Raw genomic sequence first — 18,522 nt, 5'->3', positions numbered from 1 at the left:
CCGGCCGCCTCCGTCCCGCGGTCGTAGCGCGCTCTCCCGCCTCGCGGCCGCGCTCTCCCGCTTTGCGGCCGCGCTCTCCCGCCTCGCGGCCGCGCTCGGCAGCCCCGCGATTCCGCGCGTTCGACTGCCGCTGCCCACCCTGGGTGCTGCGCGGGTGTCCGGCGCCGCTGTCCCGGCCGGCGCCCCTGGCTCCGCGCGTCGGCTGCCCCTCGTCACCGGCGGCGGCTGCGCGGCCCCCGGCCCAGCGTTTGCCGGCACGACCGGGTTTGCGGCCCGGCTCGTAGTTCGACGGGGGTTTGAAGCCGCGTCGGCCCTTCTGCGCCACCGCTATCGCCCGCTCTCGTCTTCGGGCTGCTTGCCCTCGTCGCTGCCCGGTTCCGACGCGAGGGCGCGGGTGTTCTCGGTTTCGGCGTCGGCCCCGGCGCGCTGCTCGGCGGCCTCGACCTCCTGCGTGGCCTCCCACATGAGCTGCTCCCAGTCGAGCTCGCCGGTCACGGGAGGTGCCGCGGGAGGCGCGTCGCGGGCGTCGCCTCGGCTCGGCTCGTCCCCGGCATCGAACTCGGGGGCGACACCGGCCCGCGGCTCGGGCTCGGGCTCGGGCTCGGAATGCTCCCCGGGATCCCCCGGCAGCACGAGCGGCGTCACCTCGTCGGCGGCCTCGGCGCTTTCGATGTCCTCGACATCGAGCCCGGCGCCCGCGTGCCGCGGCACCGTCTGCTCGAGGTCGTCATCGCCGACCTCGTGATCGGACTCGCCCTCGAGCTCGGGCTCCGCTTCGATCTCGGGTTCGGGTTCGGGTTCGGATCCGGTCTCGCGATCGGCTTCCGCTACCGCCCGCTCGGGCGCCTCGTCGTCGACAGGTCCGTCACCCGTCTCTAGAGGGTTGTCCTCGCCGGTGAATCCGAGGTCGGCGAGCGCGAGCGACATCTGCGCGGTCGCCGGACCCACTTCGCCCTCCGCATCGGTCCCGGCCGTCTCGTCCGTCTCGTCCGTCTCTGAGCCATCACGATCGGTCAACTCGGGGGCCGAGAGTCCCACCCGCATGAGCTCGCTGAGGATCGCACGCTGCGTAGCGGGATCGGCCTGCGCGGCGACGGGCGCCGGCACCGGCTCGGGCGTCGCGAGCTCGTCGGCGTCGCGAGCACCGTGTGCAGGCTCGGGATCGGTCACATGCGCGCCGCCGTCGGACTGCTCCTCGAGGGCGGGGAGCGCACCGGCCGGGGTCTCCCCCGTCGCCTCGGGATCGATGCCGTCGGCTGCGCGATGCGCGTCGCGGGCGGGCCCGGCATCCACGGTCTCGGGATCGACGGCCTCCGGGGCACGCGGGTGCTCCGGCTCAGCAGCCGGGTCGGGATCCCTGTCGCCCGCGAACCGGTCGAGGAGTTCGCCGGGCGACTCCGCGGGGTAGCCCGTCGTCGTCTCGCGCGTGGTGTCGGCGCCGAGCACGCCCACGGTGCCCACCGCGCCGACGGCTCCGGCGAAGGCGAGCGCCTCGGGGCCGGCCGACACGGATGCCTCGGCGCCGGCCTGCGGGCTGCGCCTCGGGCCGCGCCGCCACGGCGCACGGACGCTCCCGCGACCTCCGGCCCCTCCGCCGTCCCCGCGGCGCCGAGCCGCGCGCCCGGCTCCGCCCTCACGACGACGCTCTACCGCGTAGTACAGCGTGGGCAGCACGATGAGCGTGAGCACGGTCGACGACAGCAGGCCGCCGATCACGACGACCGCGAGGAGCTGAGAGATGAACCCGCCCTTGCCCGTGATCCCGAGCGCCATCGGCGTGAGCGCGAGAATGGTCGCGAGCGCCGTCATCACGATGGGGCGCAGACGCTGCAGGGAGCCGTGCACGACGGCGTCGTGCAGCGAGTCGCCGCGGTCGCGGTACTGGTTGACGAGGTCGATAAGCACGATCGCGTTCGTCACGACGATGCCGACGAGCATGAGCACGCCGATCAGCGACGCGACGCCGAGCGGGATGCCGGTCGCGATGAGCAGCAGGATCGCGCCGGTCGCGGCGAACGGCACCGACACGAGCAGCAGCAGCGGCTGCAGCAGGCTGCGGAAGGTCGCCACCATCACCACGTAGACGATGAGGATCGCGGCGAGCAGGGCGAGTCCCAGCTGTTCGAAGGCCTCGGCCTGCTGCGACATCACGCCGCCGACCGTGGCGGTGGCGCCGGCGGGCAGGTCGACCGCTTCGAGGGCGGTGTTCACGGCGGCGCTCGCGACGGTCAGGTCGTCGCCCTCGGGCAGCGCGGAGACGGTCACCATGCGCACGCCGTCCTCGGTGCGCACGGTCACGGGGCCGTCCGCGACCTGGATCGTGGCGAGGGTGTCGAGCGTTCGCGGACCGAGCGCCGTCATGATGGGCAGCGCTGCGACCCCGGCCTGGTCGACGGCTGCGACGCCGTCGGTCAGGTAGATCGAGACGTTGTCGGCGTCCAGGGTGATCTGGCCGATCTGGCGCGGCTGCATCTGCTGCGCGATCTGGGCGGCGACGGCGGCCTCGGTGAGGCCCGCCGTGGCCGCGGCGGTGCGGTCGACCGCCACCTGCAAGAAGGGGCGCGAGGCGCCGAGGTCGCTCTCGACCTGCCGCAGGCCGGGCTGCTGCTCGAGTTCGGCGAGCATCGCGTCGCTCGCTTCTGCGAGGGTCTGCTGATCGGGGGCCGACACGTTGACCTCGATGGCGCTCGACATGGTCACGCCGCCGCCCGACTGGCCGAGCGAGAACTCGCCCGCGTCGTCGAGGCCGTCGACGGCCGCGCGGATGTCGTCCTGAACCCTGGCCTGGTCGGCGTCGGAGTCGGTGGTGATCGAGTAGCTGACCGCTCCGTCGCCGCCGCCTCCGAAGATCGCGCCCATGCCGCCGCCGCTGCCGATGGTCACCTGCACGGTGTCGATGTCGGCGAGCTCGGCGAGCGCGCCCTCGACGCGCTCGACCTGAGCGAGCTGGGCTTCGAGGCTGGTGCCGGGCGCGAGCGTCTGCACGAGGCCGATCGAGTTCTGCTCGTCGTCACCCATGAAGTTCGTCTTCATGAACGGGGTGAGCGCGATCGTGAGACCGAAGACGAGCACCGCGGTGAGCAGCGTCGCCGCGGGGCGTTTGAGCGTCCAGTCGATGACCGGTCGGTACCCCCGCTGCAGGGCCGTGAGCGGCTCCGCTGCGACCGGCTGCTGAGCCGGCGCGTCCGCGGCAGCCGCGGCGGGAGCGGCTGCGGGCGCCTCGGCGACACCGTCCGCGTCTGCGCCCCGCTTCTTCCGATCCGGCCTCAGGAACCAGTAGGCGAGCACCGGCACGATCGTGAGCGAGACGAGCAGCGATGCGGCGAGCGCGATCGTCACCGTGAACGCGAACGGGCGGAACAGCTCGCCCACCATGCCGTCGACGAACGCCATCGGCAGGAACACCGCGACGGTCGTGATCGTCGACGCCGTGATCGCGCCGGCGACCTCGCGCACCGCCTCGATGATGGTCTTCGTGCGGTCGACGCCCGGGGCGAGGTGCCGCTTGATGTTCTCGATGACCACGATCGAGTCGTCGACGACGCGGCCGATCGAGATGGTGAGCGCGCCCAGCGTGAGCATGTTGAGCGTGTACTCGGCGAAGTTGAGCCCCACGAAGGTGAGCAGCACCGAGGTCGGGATCGAGATCGCGGTGACGAGCGTCGCCCGCACCGACATCAGGAACACGAGGATCACGAGTACGGCGAACACCAGGCCGAGCAGGCCCTCGGTGGTGAGCGTGTGGATCGACTGCTCGACGTACGGCGCCTGATCGAACACGACCGAGAGCTGCTCGCCGCCGAGCTGATCCTGCAGTTCGTCGAGCTTCTGCTGCACCGCGTGCGACACGTCCACGGTGTTCGCGGCCGACATCTTGGTGACGCCGATCGTGAGGGCGGGCGCGCCGTTGATGCGCGAGATGCTCTGCTCGGGGCCCGGCTCGAGGCGCACCTCGGCGACGTCGCCGAGGGTGAGGGGCGCGGGCGGGGCCTCGTCGTCGAAGGAGGAGGGATCGCTGAACGCGCCGGTGCCCGGCAGCGGGATCGCCGCGATGTCCTCGACCGAGGCGAGCTCCGTTCCCGCCTGCACCGCGAGCGTGCGGTCCCCGTCGGTGACGGTGCCGGCCGCCATGAGCACGCCGCTCTGCTGCAGCGCGTCGGCGATGGTCTGCGACGAGAGCCCGTTCGCGGCGAGGGCCTCGGCCGAGGGGGCGATCGTGACCCGCTCCTCGCGGGCGCCCGAGAGCTGCGCGTCGCGCACCCCGTCGATGTCGCTCAGCTCGGGGATCGCCACGCGCTCGATGAGCTGCGCCGCTTCCTCCGGCGTCTCCCCCTCGGCCGGGGCGACGGCGATCTGGATCACGGGGAAGTCGTCGATGCTGCCCGACATCACCTGCGTATCGGCGGCCTCCGGCAGCAGCTGCGAGATGCGGCTGATCGCGCGCTCCACCTTCTGCTCGGTCGCGGTGATGTCGACGCCGTAGGTGAACTGCGCGACGACCATGGAAGCGCCCGTGCTCGACGTCGCGGTCGAGGTCTCGAGCTGCGGCACGCTGCGCAGAGCCGTCTCGATGGGGCCGGAGACGTCGTTGTTGACGACCTCGGGAGAGGCGCCGGGGTAGGTGGTCACCACCGCGATCGCGGGGAACTGGACGGATGGCATCAGCTCCTGCTTGAGCGATCCCACGCCGATGAGGCCGAAAACCGCGGCGACGATGGTGACGAGCGCGATCAACGCGCGGTTCTTCAGGCTGAGCGCCGTGAGAAGGTGCATGGTGTCGATTATTTCATGCGGCTACCGGGAGCCCGCCGTGGAGGATAATACTGAGATGCCGTCGTCCCGCACACGCCGCACCCTGGGGGCCGTGTCCCCCGCAGACTTCGAGCGGCTCGCCGAGCTGCGCCGCATGCAGCGCCTCGCGGTCGCCCTGCTCATCGGCATGGCGATCGTGTTCGTGATCTCCTTCGCGCTGCAGACCCGCTACCCGTGGTTGGGCTACGTGCGCGCGGCCAGCGAGGGCGGCATGGTCGGCGCCCTCGCCGACTGGTTCGCGGTGACCGCCCTCTTCCGGCACCCGCTCGGCCTCAAGATCCCGCACACCAACCTCATCTCGAGCAAGAAGGACGACATCGGAGAGGGCCTCGGGTCGTTCGTCGAGGAGAACTTCCTCGCCGACGACGTGGTGCACGACAAGCTCGCCGGCATCAGCGGCGCCAGGCACGCGGGCGAATGGCTGTCGCAGCGGCCCAACGCCGAACGCGTGGGCGACATGATCGCGAGCGCCGGTCTCGGAGCCCTCACCGTGCTCGACGACGGCGACGTGCAAGAGCTTGTCGAGATGCTCGTGCGCCGCCACGTCGTCGAGCCCGAGTGGGGGCCGCTGCTCGGCCGCGCGGCGGAGTCGTTCGTCGACGGCGGACACCAGCAGCCCCTCATCGACATCGCGGCCTCCCGTGTCGAGGAGTGGCTGCTCGCGCACCCGGCGGCGTTCGACCGCGTCATCTCGTCGAGGCTGCCCTCCTGGGTGCCGAACATCGTGGATCGCTTCGTCGACGACCGGCTGCACGCCGAGACCGTGCGGTTCGCCCAGCGCGTCGGCGCCGATCCCGAGCATCCGTTCCGCATCGCGATCGCCAGATTCCTCGCCGATCTCGCCCGGGATCTGCAGCAGCAGGAGCGCCTGCAGCAGCAGCTCGAGACGTTCAAGCACGAGGTGTTCGACAGCCCGCGCATCCGCGCCGTCGCCGCCAGCACGTGGGAGACGGCCAGGGCGGCGATCGTGTCGATGCTCGAGGAGCCCGGCAGCGAACTGCGCACGCGGATCGTCTCGGCGGTGCAGGACTTCGGCCGCAAGCTGCTCGACGATCCGACCCTGCAGTACAAGATCGACGTGTGGGTGATGGGCGTGGTCGAGCACCTGGTGCGCAACTACCGCCACGACATCGCCGGCGTGATCACCGAGACCGTGCAGCGCTGGGATGCGCAGGAGGCCGCCGAGAAGATCGAGCTGCAGGTCGGCAAGGATCTGCAGTTCATCCGCATCAACGGCACCGTCGTGGGCGCTCTCGCCGGCCTCGCCATCTACACCGTCGCCACGCTCGCCATCGCGCCGCTCGCGCACTGAGCCCGTCGCTCGGCACGAGCGGGCTTCGTCGTGACGGGCCGGCGCGCTACTCCCGCGCGAACGCGACCGGCAGCAGCATGTCCTGCACCCGATCCCGCGCCGCGGTGTGGTCTGCTCGGGTCGCGATCGCGCAGCGGGTCTCGCGGCAGTCGAGGCCGTCACTCGTGGGCGCCGGCACCGAGAGGGTGGCGGTGAAGGATCCGGACTGCGCGTCGTCGTAGCGCTGCGTGGCGAACGCCTGCCACGCCCAGTCGTCGGTGATCCACACGCTCGCCAGCGCCGCCTGCTGCGCGTGCCCCTCCTCGGCCCCCTCCGGGATGCCCCCCCCAGGCAGGGCCCCGGCTTCTCGTCGGGACCGCTCGGGATCGCGCACACGGCCACGTATATTCCGATACCGGCATCAAAGCCGTCGCCCCGCACCACGAGGGTGTCGCCGGGCTGCAGCGCGTCGAGTTCGGCGGGCGCGCCGTCCGGCGTCTCGACGCGCAGCTCGCGCGTTCGCCCGTCCGAACCCTGCGCGCTCGTCTCGGAGACGAACTGCTCGGGCACGGTCTGACCCGACCCGCCGGCGCTCTGATGGGTGAGAATCGGCAGCAGCACGGCGATCGCGCCCGCCAGCACGAGCGCCGCGATCACCAGCACCGCGATGAGCAGAATGCGGGTGGCGCGGGGGCGGCGGGAGGTCATGCCTTCATCGTAATGGCCGCGTCTCACCCGTTGCTCCGATCTGCTAGAATCTGCTCCATACGTCTATTTGTATAAGTACCTGCCTCGCGGAAGATCGCCCGCGAGGCCTGAATGTGTAAGGGGGTCACGCATGGGGCGCGGCCGTCAGAAGGCAAAGCACACCAAGGTAGCCAGGGAGCTGAAGTATTTCAGCCCCAACACCGATCTCTCACAACTTGAGCGCGAGCTCGCGCAGAGGTCGCAGCGCGGCTCCGATGAAGATCCCTGGGCTGAGTACGCCAGCAAATACAACTCCGACGACGACCCCGTCGACGAAGACGACACCGACGATCCCCGCGGCGAGCGCTGACTCAGCCTCGCGCCTCGCACATGTGAAGGGCCCCTCCTCCGAGGGGCCCTTCACGTTGCAGCCGATCCGCCCTCGGCGTCGGCTCAGTGCTTGCCCTGGTCGGCTCAGTGCTTGCCCTGCGCGGCGACCGCTGCGGCACCGGCGGCGGCGGCCTCCGGGTCGAGGTATCGGCCCGCACCCGCCGGGGTGCCGTCTTCGTTGATGTCGTAGACGAGCGGCATGCCCGTCGGGATGTTGAGACCCGCGATATCGGTGTCAGAGATGCCGTCGAGGTGCTTCACGAGGGCGCGCAGCGAGTTGCCGTGCGCGGTGACGAGCACCGTCTTGCCTGCGTTGAGGTCGGGCAGGATCTCGCCCTCCCAGTAGGGGACGAGCCGCTCGACGACGTCTTTCAGGCATTCCGTGCGCGGCCGTTCGCCATCGATGCCCGCGTAGCGCGGATCGTCGGATTGCGACCACTCGCTCGAGTCGTCGAGGGGCGGCGGAGGCGTGTCGAACGAACGTCGCCACTCCATGAACTGCTCCTCGCCGTACTTCTGCAGCGTCTCGGACTTGTCGAGCCCCTGCAGTGCGCCGTAGTGGCGCTCGTTCAACCGCCACGACCGGCGCACCGGGATCCACAGACGATCCGCGCTGTCGAGAGCGATGTTCGCGGTCTGGATCGCCCGGCTCAGCACCGAGGTGTGCAGCACGTCGGGCAGCACGCCCGACTCCGCGAGCAGCTCTCCGGCGCGGGCGGCCTCGCCTCGCCCCTGCTCGGTCAGTCGCACGTCCACCCAGCCGGTGAAGAGGTTCTTCTGGTTCCAGTCGCTCTGCCCGTGGCGGAGCAGGATCAGCTTGTTCGTCATGGTTCCAGTCTATGAGGTTTCGCAGTGCGGGCGGTGTGCCGGGCGGCGGGCGGTGCTCGGAGACTACAGCCGCTTGAGGCGCGGGATGTGGCGCGTCGCTCCGGCATCGGCGGGCACGATCGGCTCCTGCGCCGCGGCCGCGCGCTCGGCGGTGTCGGGCAGCTCGACCTCGAGCGGCGCGTCCTCGGGCAGCGCGCGCTTCAGCAGGGCGAGCGCGATGCCGCCCCACTCGTGATGCAGCGCGGCGCGGGTGATGCGGCCCACCGGTCGCGCCTCGGGATCCCGGTCCTGTTCCGGCTGCGGCGCGCGGAACACGAGCGCGCCGGGCGTCGGCAGCTCGCCCCCCGAGCCGTCGAGGTGCAGCATCGCCAGGCGACGCGGAGGATGCCCCAGGTTGTGCACCTTCGCGACCGTCTCCTGGCCGCGATAGCAGCCCTTCGTGAGGTGCACGGCCGTGCGCAGCCAGTCGAACTCGTGCGGGATCGCGCGCTCGTCGACGTCGGCGTGCTGCGCCGGCCGCCACGCGCGCACCTCGAGCGCTTCGAGCGAGAGCAGGCCCGCGGCGCGCACCTCGCCGCTCGCGCCGCTCGCCAGCTCGATCACCGCGGGGAGCTGCTCGCGCGCGAACACGAACTGCGACACCGACCACCCCTCGGCCGCGTGCCCCTCGGGGGCGGCGTACTGCACGCCACCGCCGGTCACCGCTGCCCACGGATCCTGCCACTCCACCGCGGGCGTCAGCCCGCGCAGCGCCTCCGCGGCGGGGCCCGCTCCGGTGAAGGCGAGCACGGCCGCGTACTCGTTCGAGACGTCGTGCACCTCGACGCGCAGGGCGAATCGCATGCGCTGCAGGAACGCCGCGAGCGGCTCCGACGAGCCCTCGTCGACGAGCAGCCAGCTGCGCTCGCCATCGTCGACCACGCGCATCGCACGCTCGATGCGGCCGTTCGGATCGAGCAGCAGCGTCTCGGTGCTCTCGCCCGGGCGCAGCCCCGTCAGCTGCTGACTCGTCATCGAGTGCAGCCAGCTCAGACGGTCGGGGCCGGAGACCGTGACGATGCCGCGGTGCGACAGGTCGACGATCGCGGCGCCCCGTTCGAGCGCGCGCTGCTCGGGCAACGGCTCGCCGTAGTGAGAGGCGACGCCCACCGGGTCGGCGACGGCGCCCGGAAGCTCGAGGAACGACTGCATCAGACCCTCCCGCTCATGAGACGTGAGGCGAGCGGGTGATTAGCGCTGGCCCTTGAAGAGCTTGTAGACGACGGTGCCCGAGATCCACGCGATCGCGACACCGGCGAGACCCAGCAGGCCGAGAAAGAAGAGTTCGAGAGCGAGAAGCATGACGCCAGTCTAATACAACGCGCGCATCGGGGTACGGCGCGATCCTCACCCCTCTGACCGCCCGCGAGCCCCGGCCGCGGCTCGGCCTGAGCTCGCGACTCAGCCTCAGCCTCAGCCGAGCAGCATGCCGATCACGTCGATCACCGCGATCAGCACCACCGACCCGGCCACGCTGAACGAGACCCGGGTGATGAAGCCCTCGCGCTGAGCGGTGCCCAGCTGCAGTGCGAAGGTGACGAGCGTGCTCGCCCCCACTGCGAAGGCCAGCCAGGCGAAGCGACCCTCCTGCGGGACGAGCAGCGTGACGAGCGTGCCGATGAGGGCGGCCACGGCCCAGGCGATGATCATGCGCGGCAGATGCCACGACTGCACGTCGGGCATCTCCGGGGCATCGGACTGCACGGGATCGCTCACGCCCCCATTGTCCCACAGCGCCCCAGGGCGCGGGCCGAGGCCCCTCTGCACGAGCTTCTTCTCCCGCTGTCTGGCGATGATGGTCGCTTTCGGGTGCGGCCGCGCGGCGCCGCGCGGCCGGCGGCGAAGCACTCGGCGCCGCGAGAAACACGGTCGAAACGGTCGCGAAACAGTGCCCGCAGTACTATTGCCTCGGGTTGAACGCACAGTGAAGGGAGCCGATCCATGCAGCTTCTCTGCCTCACCGATCGAGATCCCGCCGATTCCCTGCCCGGGCTGGATCTGCTGCCGCACGACGTGCGCACCTCGCCGCTGTCGTTGCGCGTGCCCGAGACGATGGCGGCGCGCTTCGACGCGATCCTCGTCGACGGCACCCTCGATGCCCGCCGGGCCCGCAGCGCGTGCCTGGCTCTCGCCGAGGGCGTGGATACGCCGCGGGTGGTGCTGCTGCCCGAGCTCGCGCTCGCCGCTCTGACGCGGGAGTGGGGCGTGAGCGAGCTGCTGCTGCCCACGGCGAGTCCCGCCGAGATCGAGCTGCGCTTGCGCCTGCTCGGTCGGCCCGCCTCGGCGGCCACTGCTCCTCCGCCCGCGGTCCAGGCCGCGGGCGTTGTCATTCACGAGTCCAATTTCACGGCGCGGCTGTTCGGCCGCCCGCTCGATCTCACCTACAAGGAGTTCGAGCTGCTGCACTTCCTCGCGGGGCACCCGGGACGGGTGTTCACGCGGGAGCAGCTGCTCAGCGAGGTGTGGGGCACCGATTACTTCGGCGGCACGCGCACGGTCGACGTGCATGTGCGGCGCCTGCGCGCGAAACTGGGAGAGCACGAGGGGCTCATCAGCACGGTGCGGGGCGTCGGGTACGGCTTCGCACGTGCCCGCGTCGAGGAGGAGTAGATGCCAGCACAGCTCGAGATCGCCGAGGGGGCGTCGGATCGGGCGCTGTCCGATGCGCGCGCGCTGATCGCCGAGGCCGAGGCCGCCGACGGTTCCTCGCCCGTGTCGGATCAGGCGCTGCTGGCGGCGGCGCAGGGGCAGCGGGCGCTGCTGCTGTTCATCGACGCGGGCGCCGAACCGGATCCCGGCACCGGTGCGCGCGGTTCGGACGATGCGGGCGGGCCCGTCGCGGTCGGGATCGTGGGGCAGGGCGAGGTCGACCTCGCGGTGCGCCCCGGGCACCGCGGCCGTGGCGTCGGATCCGCGGCGCTCGCGGAACTGCTCGCGCGAGACCCCGGCGAGCTGAAGGCCTGGGCGCACGGCGAGAACCCGGCCGCCGAGGCGCTGCTCGCGCGGGCCGGCTTCGCGCCCGTGAGATCGCTCTACCGCATGGCGCTCGACCCCGGGCTGCTGCCGGCCGACGGGCGCGACCCGCTCGCCCTTCCCGTGCCGCAGGGGCTGCGGCTGCGGGCGTTCGATCCCGAGCGCCCCGCCGACGCGGCCGCGTGGGTGCGGGCGAACGCGGCCGCGTTCGCGACGCACCCCGAGCAGGGGCGGATCACGGAGGCCGATTTCGAGCTCATGCGCGACGAGCCGTGGTTCGAGCCCGCCGATCTGGTGCTGCTCGCCGAGGATCCGGGCGACGAGCTCGCGGGATCGACCTGGATCAAGACCGTGCGCGGCGACGACGGCGTGGAGTGCGAGCTCTACGCCGTGGGCGTGCGCCCCGAGTACGCAGGGCGGGGCCTCGGCGGGCTGCTGCTCGACGTGACGCTCGCGCGCATGGCCCAGCACTCCCCCGACCGCGTGACGCTCTACGTCGACGGCGAGAACGAGCGGGCTGTGCGACTGTACGAGCACGCGTCGTTCACCGTCGATTCACGCAGCCGTCAGTGGGCGAGACCGGCTTCGTCAGGGGTCGATGACACAATGGACGCATGACCGAAGACACCCGAGAGACCGCCGTCGAACGAGCAGAACTGCCCGCCGACCGGTACATCGATCGCGAGCTGAGCTGGCTCGCCTTCAATCAGCGCGTGCTCGAGCTCGCTGAAGACCCCGGGGTGCCGCTGCTCGAACGCGCCAACTTCCTCGCCATCTTCGCCTCGAACCTCGACGAGTTCTTCATGGTGCGCGTCGCGGGCCTCAAGCGCCGCATCGTTACCGGCCTGGCCCTGCCGACCAACGTGGGCCGGGCCCCGACCGACGTGCTGGCCGACATCAATCGCACGGCCTACGAACTGCAGCTGCGGCACGCGCGCTGCTTCCGCGAGCAGGTGCAGCCCGGCCTCGCCGAGGCGGGTATCCGCGTGGTCGAGTGGGAGCAGCTCGACACGGCCGATCGTGTGCACCTCACCGACTACTACGAGCGCCACATCTACCCGATCCTCATGCCGCTCGCGGTCGATCCCGCGCACCCGTTCCCCTACATCTCGGGCCGCGCCCTCAACCTGTCGATCCGGGTGCGCAACCCGCGCACCGACAAGGTCGAGTTCGCCCGCCTGAAGGTGCCGCAGATGATCCCCCGCTACGTGCGGGTCGACCAGCGCGAGAGCATCGACGACGTGCGCTTCATCGCGCTCGAAGAGCTGATCGCCAACCAGCTCGACGGGCTGTTCCCGGGCATGGAGGTGCTCGACCACCACGTCTTCCGGGTCACCCGCAACGAAGACATGGAGATCGAGGAAGACGAGACCGAGAACCTCATCCAGGCCCTCGAGAAAGAGCTGCTGCGCCGCCGCTTCGGCCCGCCCATCCGCCTCGAGATCTCAGACGACATGGACGAGGCGACGCTCGAACTGCTGGTGAGCGAATTCGACATCGACGAGCAGCAGGTCTACACACTGCCGGCGCCGCTCGACCTCAGCGGGCTCTTCGCGCTCTCGGGCATCCGGCGCCCCGATCTCAAGTTCAAGCCGCACATCCCGGTCACGCACCCGCAGTTCCGCACCAACTCGCCGAGTGAGAAGCCCGACGTGTTCGGCGCGATCGCCCGGCGCGAGGTGCTCGTGCACCACCCCTACGAGTCGTTCTCGACGAGCGTGCAGGCCTTCGTCGAACAGGCGGCCACCGACCCCGACGTGCTCGCCATCAAGCAGACCCTCTACCGCACCTCTGGCGACAGCCCCATCGTCGCGTCGCTCATCAAGGCGGCCGAGGCCGGCAAGCAGGTGCTCGCCCTCGTCGAGGTGAAGGCCCGCTTCGACGAAGAGGCGAACATCACCTGGGCGCGCAAGCTCGAGCAGGCCGGCGTGCACGTCGTGTACGGCCTCGTGGGCTTCAAGACGCACTGCAAGCTGGTGCACGTGATCCGCGAAGAGCAGGGGCGTCTCGCCCACTACTGCCACATCGGCACGGGCAACTACAACCCGAAGACCAGCCGCATCTATGAAGACTTCGGCCTCTTCACGTCGTCGCCCGAGGTGGGCCGCGACGTGACGAAGCTGTTCAACGTGCTGTCGGGCTACGCGATCGAGACCGACTACGACCGGCTGCTCGTCGCCCCGCTGCAGCTGCGCAGCGGTCTGCTCGAGCGCATCGAGCGCGAGGCCGAGAACGCCCGCGCCGGCCTGCCGAGCGGCATCAAGTTGAAGGCCAACTCGATGGTCGACGAGGCGATCATCGACGCCCTCTACCGCGCCAGCCAGGACGGCGTGCCGATCGACGTGTGGGTGCGCGGAATCTGCTCGATCCGCGCCGGCGTGCCGGGCCTCTCCGAGAATATCCGCGTGCGCTCCGTGCTCGGCCGCTACCTCGAGCACTCCCGCATCTACGCCTTCGAGAACGCGGGCGAGCGCGAGGTGTTCATCGGCAGCGCAGACCTCATGCACCGCAACCTCGATCGCCGCATCGAGGTGCTCGTGCGCCTCGAGGACCGCGAGCACCTGGCCCGCATCGACCGCTTCTTCGGGTTCGCGTTCAGCGACGACGTATCGTCGTGGCGCATGCTGTCCGACGGCAGCTGGCAGCGGCGCGTGGTGAGCGAAGAGGGCGAACCGCTGCCCGACCTGCAAGATCTGGTGATGATCGACCGCACCCAGGCGCGTTCGCGGAGGAGCCGGTGAGCCCGACCGCCACGCAGAAGCGCGCGAAGAGGGGCTCCGCGTCGGCCGAGCCCGCGGCGAAGCCGACCGAGGTGCTGGCGGCGGGCACCGTCTGCTGGCGGCGGGTCTACGACGAGCACGGCGATCCCGGCATCGTCGTGCTGCTGATCCACCGGGCGAAGCAGCGCGACGTCTCGTTCCCCAAGGGCAAGCTCGACCCCGGCGAGAGCATGCCGCAGGCCGCGGTGCGAGAGACGCGCGAGGAGACGGGCTACCGGGTGTCGCTCGGAGTGAATCTGGGCACGATCCACTACGCGCTCAGCGGCGGCCGTTCGAAGACGGTGCAGTACTGGGCCGCGAAGGTGTCGTCGAAGGCCGAGGCGAGCGCCAAGTTCAAGCCCAACGACGAGGTGCAGGCCATCGAGTGGGTGCCCGCCGACCGGGTGCGCGAGCGTCTGAGCTACGACGCCGACCGCGAGCTGTACGACGTCTTCCTGCGGCTCGTCGACCGTGAACTGGTCGACACGTTCTCGGTCACCCTGCTGCGGCACGCGAAGGCCGAGCCCCGCAGCAGCGCCTTCCCGGTCGACCATCTGCGCCCCCTCGCAGACGTCGGCGAGGAGCAGGCCGAGACGCTGGTTCCCACGCTGCAGGCGTTCGGGCCCCGCCGCATCTACTCGTCGACCGCGGTGCGCTGCCTCTCGACGGTGGCGCCCCTCGCCGAGCGCCTCGGCAAGCGGGTGCGCGCGAAGCAGGCGCTCAGTCAGGACGCCTGGGACGAGGGCGACCTGAGCTCGCTGCGCAAGCTCGTCGCCAAGGTGATCGGCCGCGGCCGCAACGCGATCCTCTGCAGCCACCGCCCCGTGCTGCCCGACCTCGCGCGGCAACTCGCGATCGTCACCGGCAGCCCCCAGGGCCGCTACCTCGAAGAAGCCGCGTCGCTGCCGCCCGCAGGCTTCTCGGTGCTGCACTTCTCTCGCGCGCGCCCCGAAGCGGGCATCGTGGCGGTCGAGACCTACCCGCTCAAGCACTGAGGCTCGCGCGCACCTCTCGGCGGGCGCAGGGGCCCTCCGGCTCTCCCGAGCGGGTAAGAACTGCTGCGCGACTCCGGAAACCCGACCGTTTTCGACCAGTCGGCATGCGTGCAGCCCGCGCACCTGCGACGGGTTGGGCGCAGGCGCAGGCACAGGGGGCGCGACGCGGCGGAGCCGCGCGCCGCTACTCCTGCGTGATCAGCCACTCGCGGGCGCCGAAGTCGGCCGCCCCCATCGCGTTGGCCGTCGCGCGCGTGCGCTCGAGCACGCCGGCATCGAAGTCGGGCGACTGGCAGACGCCCTGCGGCTGATCCGGCATCACCGAGCACCACTTGTAGCGGCCGTCCTGCGTGTTCGTGGCGGCGTTCCAGGCGAGGTCGTTGGTGACCCACGTGCCGTCGGTCTGCTTCGCGAACTGCACGCGCGCCATCAGAAACTCGTTGTTCACCTGCTGTGCGGGCGGCGCCGACTCGCTGATCGTGTTGCCGGTGCCGTAGAGGATCCACTTGCCGTTGTAGCTCTCGAAGGGCTGCACCGAGTGGGAGTGGTGCTGGTAGACGAAGTCGAACAGGCCGCTGTCGTGCAGCTGATGCGCGAGCTCGATCTGGCCGCCGGTCGGCTCGGACCAGTACTCCTCGCCGATGTGCTGCACGCCGATCACGATCTCGGCGCCCATCTCGCGGGCCTTCTGGGCCTTCGCGATCGCCCGTTCGGGGTCGACGCGCGGCTCCTCCTCGCGGTAGTCGACCTGCCACTCGTAGTCGGCGTACAGGCCGTTGAGCGAGAACGTCGACGTGATGATCGCGACCTTCACGCCGTTGGCCTCGACGATGAGCGGCACGTCGCGCTCGCCCTCGGCCCGGTACGATCCGGTGTGGGCGATGCCGGCCTGGTCGAGCACGTCGAGTGTGCGGACGAGCCCCTCGGCGCCCTGGTCGACGGTGTGGTTCGACGCGGTGGTGCAGACGTCGTATCCGATCGCCTTGACCGCGGCGGCCAGCTCGGGCGGCGTGCTGAAGGCCGGGTAGCCCGCGTAAGGGCCGCCGACCGGGGCGAGCGGGGTCTCCATCTGGCAGATCGCCAGGTCGGAGCGGTCGAGGTAGGCGCGCTGCCCCTCGAGCAGCGGTACGAAGTCGAAGTTCTGGCCCGCCTCGTTGGTGGGGATCGCGTACTGGCTCCAGAGCCCCTCGTGGAAGAGCAGGTCGCCCGACACCGCCACGCTCACGCAGTGGTCGGTGGGGCAGGCGGGGCCGACGCCGGGCTGAGGCTCGGGGGTCGGTTCGGGCTCGGGCGTCGCCGTCGGCTCGGGGGCCGCGACCGGGGCCTCCTCCGGCTCAGGCGCGCACCCCACCAGTCCGATGCCGCCGGCGATCACCGCAAGCGCCGCCCCGAAAACCGCGATCCGTCTCTTCCCACTCACGCGCACCATGCTACATCGCATACGGCGACAGGCAGCGGGCACCGCGAGTTCACCCTCTGTTCACCTCCCGGCAGACCTCGCGTCACGAAGCCTCCCTAGCGTGGACATGTGGTCGTTCGCGATCATTCCCTCATTTCAGATTGAGATTGGAACATACTCGAAGTGAAGCTTTCAGCATTCGCAAAGGTCGCCGCCATCGGCGGCATCGCCGCGCTCACCCTCACCTCGTGCGCCGCGAACGAGGGCGGTTCGGCCGAGGGCGATGCCCAGGCCTCGTCGCTCTCCGGCACCCTTGTGGGCGGCGGCGCTTCGTCGCAGGGCTCGGCACAGGAGGCCTGGGTCGCCGGCTTCCAGACCACGCACGCCGATGTCACCGTGAACTACGATCCCGCCGGTTCCGGCGCGGGCCGCGAGACCTTCCAGCAGGGCGCCTCCGCCTTCGCGGGCAGCGATCGGGCGTTCAAGACCGACGAGATCGAGGCCGGCCCCTTCGACAGCTGCGCCACCGACGCGCTCGTCGAGTTCCCCGCCTACATCTCACCGATCGCCATCATCTTCAACGTCGAGGGCCTCGACTCGCTGAACCTCGACGCGGCCACCGTCGCGAAGATCTTCAACGGCTCGATCACCCAGTGGAACGACCCGGCAATCGCCGCGCAGAACGAGGGCGCTCAGCTGCCCGACCTGAACATCACCGCCGTGCACCGCTCCGACGAGTCGGGCACCACCGGCAACTTCACCGAGTACCTCTCGGCCACCGCGGCCTCCGACTGGACCGTCGGCTCGATCGAGAGCTGGCCGACCGAGTTCGGCGGCGAGGGTGCGCAGGGCACCTCGGGCGTCGTCGAGGCCGTGACCAACGGCGTCGGCACCATCGGCTACGCCGACGCGTCGCGCGCCGAGGGCCTCGGCACCGTCGCGATCAAGGTCGGCGAGGAGTACGTCGAGTACTCGCCCGAGGCCGCCGCCGCGATCGTCGACGCCTCGACCGTCGAGGAGGGCCGCACCGACCACGACATCGCGATCGAGCTCGACCGCACCAGCACCGCCGAGGGCGTCTACCCGATCGTGCTCGTCAGCTACCTGATCGGCTGCGAGGAATACGCCGATGCCGCGAACGCCGAGCTGGTGAAGGAGTACTTCAGCTACATCGTCAGCGAGGAGGGCCAGCAGCTCGCCGCCGACGCCGCGGGCAGCGCCCCCATCTCGGCCGATCTGCGCAGCCAGATCGAGCCGGCCATCGCCGCCATCAAGTAGCATCCGCTCGCGGGCCCGCTCCCTCACAATAGATAGGGGGCGGGCCCGCGTCCGCGGCGTCGTCCCCTGCGGCAGACCCAGGGGACGGGATCCCGATCCTCGCCCTCTTCCCACCGATCCAGGAGCCCGAGTGACCTCCACCTCCGCCACTTCCAAGCCCGTGCTGAGCCTCGGCGATCGCATCTTCTCGCGCTCCGCGGTCTTCGCCGGCAGCATGATCCTCGTCACCCTGGCGGCGGTCGCGATCTTCCTCATCGTGCAGAGCCTGCCCGCCTTCGTCGCCACCGACGAGACCGCTTCGCTGCTGCCCGACAACTTCTGGTCGTACGTCTGGCCGCTCATCTTCGGCACGATCTGGGCCGCCGTGCTGGCGCTGCTCATCTCGCTGCCGCTCGCGATCGGCATCGCGCTCTTCATCTCGCACTACGCGCCCCGCAGGGTGTCGGCCGTGCTGGGCTACATCGTCGACCTGCTCGCCGCCGTGCCCAGTGTGGTCTTCGGCCTGTGGGGCATCGGCGTGCTGGCGCCCGCCGCTCAGCCCGTATTCGTGTGGCTCAACACCTACCTCGGGTGGATCCCGTTCTTCGGCGGCACGGTGTCGGGCACCGGTCGCACGGTCCTCACCGCCGCCCTCGTGCTCGGCGTCATGGTGCTGCCCATCATGACCGCGGTCTGCCGCGAGATCTTCCTGCAGGCGCCCGTGCTGCACGAGGAGGCGGCGCTCGCGCTCGGCGCGACCCGCTGGGAGATGATCCGCCTCGCCGTGCTGCCCTTCGGCCGCCCCGGCATCGTCTCGGCCGCCATGCTCGGCCTCGGCCGCGCCCTCGGCGAGACGATGGCGGTCGCGATGGTGCTCTCGGCGACCGGCCTCGTGAGCTTCCGGCTGCTCACCAGTGAGAACCCGTCGACCATCGCCGCGAACATCGCTCTCTCCTTCCCCGAAGCCTACGGTGAGAACGTCAACGTGCTCATCGCCACCGGCCTCATCCTCTTCATCGTCACGTTCCTCGTCAACGCGGTCGCCCGCTGGATCGTGAGCCGCCGCGCCGAGTTCTCTGGAGCCAACTGACC

General features: G+C 70.7%; 14 protein-coding genes. 8 read left to right on the top strand and 6 right to left on the bottom strand.

Annotation, left to right across the window (positions count from 1 at the left end; translation table 11 throughout):
- Positions 1–327: 327 nt before the first annotated feature.
- Positions 328–4,773 (bottom strand): efflux RND transporter permease subunit, encoded by a 4,446-nt coding sequence (locus Leucomu_RS02685; RefSeq protein ID WP_128386252.1) that lies wholly within the window; start codon positions 4,771–4,773, stop codon positions 328–330.
- Between the two features lie 55 nt (positions 4,774–4,828).
- On the opposite strand from Leucomu_RS02685, the gene Leucomu_RS02680 reads away from it, so the two are divergent.
- Positions 4,829–6,124: a DUF445 domain-containing protein gene (locus tag Leucomu_RS02680; RefSeq protein WP_128386251.1), complete on the top strand. Its 1,296-nt coding sequence runs from the start codon at positions 4,829–4,831 to the stop codon at positions 6,122–6,124.
- Between the two features lie 46 nt (positions 6,125–6,170).
- Here the strand turns inward: Leucomu_RS02680 and Leucomu_RS15390 are convergent, their stop codons facing one another.
- A complete protein-coding gene (locus tag Leucomu_RS15390) occupies positions 6,171–6,497 on the bottom strand; it encodes a hypothetical protein (protein WP_228407223.1) in 327 nt (108 codons plus the stop codon).
- 444 nt (positions 6,498–6,941) lie between these two features.
- Here Leucomu_RS15390 and Leucomu_RS02670 point away from each other — a divergent pair, with 444 nt between their 5' ends.
- A complete protein-coding gene (locus Leucomu_RS02670; protein ID WP_128386250.1) occupies positions 6,942–7,160 on the top strand; it encodes a DUF3073 domain-containing protein in 219 nt (72 codons plus the stop codon).
- Positions 7,161–7,264: 104 nt separating this feature from the next.
- On the opposite strand, the gene Leucomu_RS02665 is transcribed toward Leucomu_RS02670, so the two are convergent.
- From Leucomu_RS02665 to Leucomu_RS02655, 3 genes are all read right to left on the bottom strand, one after another.
- Positions 7,265–8,008 carry a phosphoglyceromutase gene (locus Leucomu_RS02665; protein ID WP_017882864.1) on the bottom strand — a complete coding sequence of 248 codons (744 nt, stop codon included), beginning with the start codon at positions 8,006–8,008 and terminating at the stop codon, positions 7,265–7,267.
- Between the two features lie 63 nt (positions 8,009–8,071).
- Complete coding sequence (gene ygfZ, locus Leucomu_RS02660) at positions 8,072–9,199, bottom strand: CAF17-like 4Fe-4S cluster assembly/insertion protein YgfZ (protein ID WP_128386249.1); 1,128 nt, start codon at positions 9,197–9,199, stop codon at positions 8,072–8,074.
- A gap of 261 nt (positions 9,200–9,460) precedes the next feature.
- Entirely contained in the window at positions 9,461–9,763 is a 303-nt protein-coding gene (locus Leucomu_RS02655; protein ID WP_228407222.1) for a hypothetical protein, read from the bottom strand.
- Positions 9,764–9,988: 225 nt separating this feature from the next.
- On the opposite strand from Leucomu_RS02655, the gene Leucomu_RS15250 reads away from it, so the two are divergent.
- From Leucomu_RS15250 to Leucomu_RS02635, 4 genes are read left to right on the top strand one after another with little or no spacing between them, the layout of a single operon-like run.
- Positions 9,989–10,657 carry a winged helix-turn-helix domain-containing protein gene (locus Leucomu_RS15250; RefSeq protein ID WP_128386248.1) on the top strand — a complete coding sequence of 223 codons (669 nt, stop codon included), beginning with the start codon at positions 9,989–9,991 and terminating at the stop codon, positions 10,655–10,657.
- Complete coding sequence (gene mshD, locus Leucomu_RS15245; protein ID WP_128386247.1) at positions 10,658–11,638, top strand: mycothiol synthase; 981 nt, start codon at positions 10,658–10,660, stop codon at positions 11,636–11,638. It abuts the gene before it with no gap.
- Positions 11,635–13,761, top strand: coding sequence for an RNA degradosome polyphosphate kinase (locus tag Leucomu_RS02640; protein ID WP_017882858.1), 2,127 nt, complete (start codon positions 11,635–11,637; stop codon positions 13,759–13,761). Before mshD ends, Leucomu_RS02640 begins: the two co-directional genes overlap by 4 nt.
- Entirely contained in the window at positions 13,758–14,774 is a 1,017-nt protein-coding gene (locus Leucomu_RS02635) for an NUDIX hydrolase (protein ID WP_128386246.1), read from the top strand. The genes Leucomu_RS02640 and Leucomu_RS02635 overlap by 4 nt, the downstream gene beginning before the upstream one ends.
- Before the next feature lie 184 nt (positions 14,775–14,958).
- On the opposite strand, the gene Leucomu_RS02630 is transcribed toward Leucomu_RS02635, so the two are convergent.
- Complete coding sequence (locus tag Leucomu_RS02630) at positions 14,959–16,194, bottom strand: CapA family protein (protein ID WP_228407220.1); 1,236 nt, start codon at positions 16,192–16,194, stop codon at positions 14,959–14,961.
- A gap of 162 nt (positions 16,195–16,356) precedes the next feature.
- Here Leucomu_RS02630 and pstS point away from each other — a divergent pair, with 162 nt between their 5' ends.
- Both pstS and pstC read left to right on the top strand, forming a co-directional pair.
- Entirely contained in the window at positions 16,357–17,451 is a 1,095-nt protein-coding gene (gene pstS, locus Leucomu_RS02625) for a phosphate ABC transporter substrate-binding protein PstS (protein WP_128386245.1), read from the top strand.
- 130 nt (positions 17,452–17,581) lie between these two features.
- Complete coding sequence (pstC, locus tag Leucomu_RS02620) at positions 17,582–18,520, top strand: phosphate ABC transporter permease subunit PstC (protein WP_128386244.1); 939 nt, start codon at positions 17,582–17,584, stop codon at positions 18,518–18,520.
- The last annotated feature ends 2 nt before the right edge of the window (positions 18,521–18,522 follow it).

Source organism: Leucobacter muris (genome assembly GCF_004028235.1).
In the GTDB taxonomy this organism is placed as follows: domain Bacteria; phylum Actinomycetota; class Actinomycetes; order Actinomycetales; family Microbacteriaceae; genus Leucobacter; species Leucobacter muris.
This window is presented reverse-complemented; position numbering and strand designations above follow the sequence as displayed.

Bases quoted from the DNA above. Each gene is read 5' to 3' on its own strand.
- Leucomu_RS02665 (WP_017882864.1), bottom strand. From the start codon at position 8,008: ATGACGAACAAGCTGATCCTGCTCCGCCACGGGCAGAGCGACTGGAAC.
- mshD (WP_128386247.1), top strand. From the start codon at position 10,658: ATGCCAGCACAGCTCGAGATCGCCGAGGGGGCGTCGGATCGGGCGCTG.
- Leucomu_RS02685 (WP_128386252.1), bottom strand. From the start codon at position 4,773: ATGCACCTTCTCACGGCGCTCAGCCTGAAGAACCGCGCGTTGATCGCG.
- Leucomu_RS02680 (WP_128386251.1), top strand. From the start codon at position 4,829: ATGCCGTCGTCCCGCACACGCCGCACCCTGGGGGCCGTGTCCCCCGCA.
- Leucomu_RS02670 (WP_128386250.1), top strand. From the start codon at position 6,942: ATGGGGCGCGGCCGTCAGAAGGCAAAGCACACCAAGGTAGCCAGGGAG.
- ygfZ (WP_128386249.1), bottom strand. From the start codon at position 9,199: ATGCAGTCGTTCCTCGAGCTTCCGGGCGCCGTCGCCGACCCGGTGGGC.
- Leucomu_RS15250 (WP_128386248.1), top strand. From the start codon at position 9,989: ATGCAGCTTCTCTGCCTCACCGATCGAGATCCCGCCGATTCCCTGCCC.
- Leucomu_RS02640 (WP_017882858.1), top strand. From the start codon at position 11,635: ATGACCGAAGACACCCGAGAGACCGCCGTCGAACGAGCAGAACTGCCC.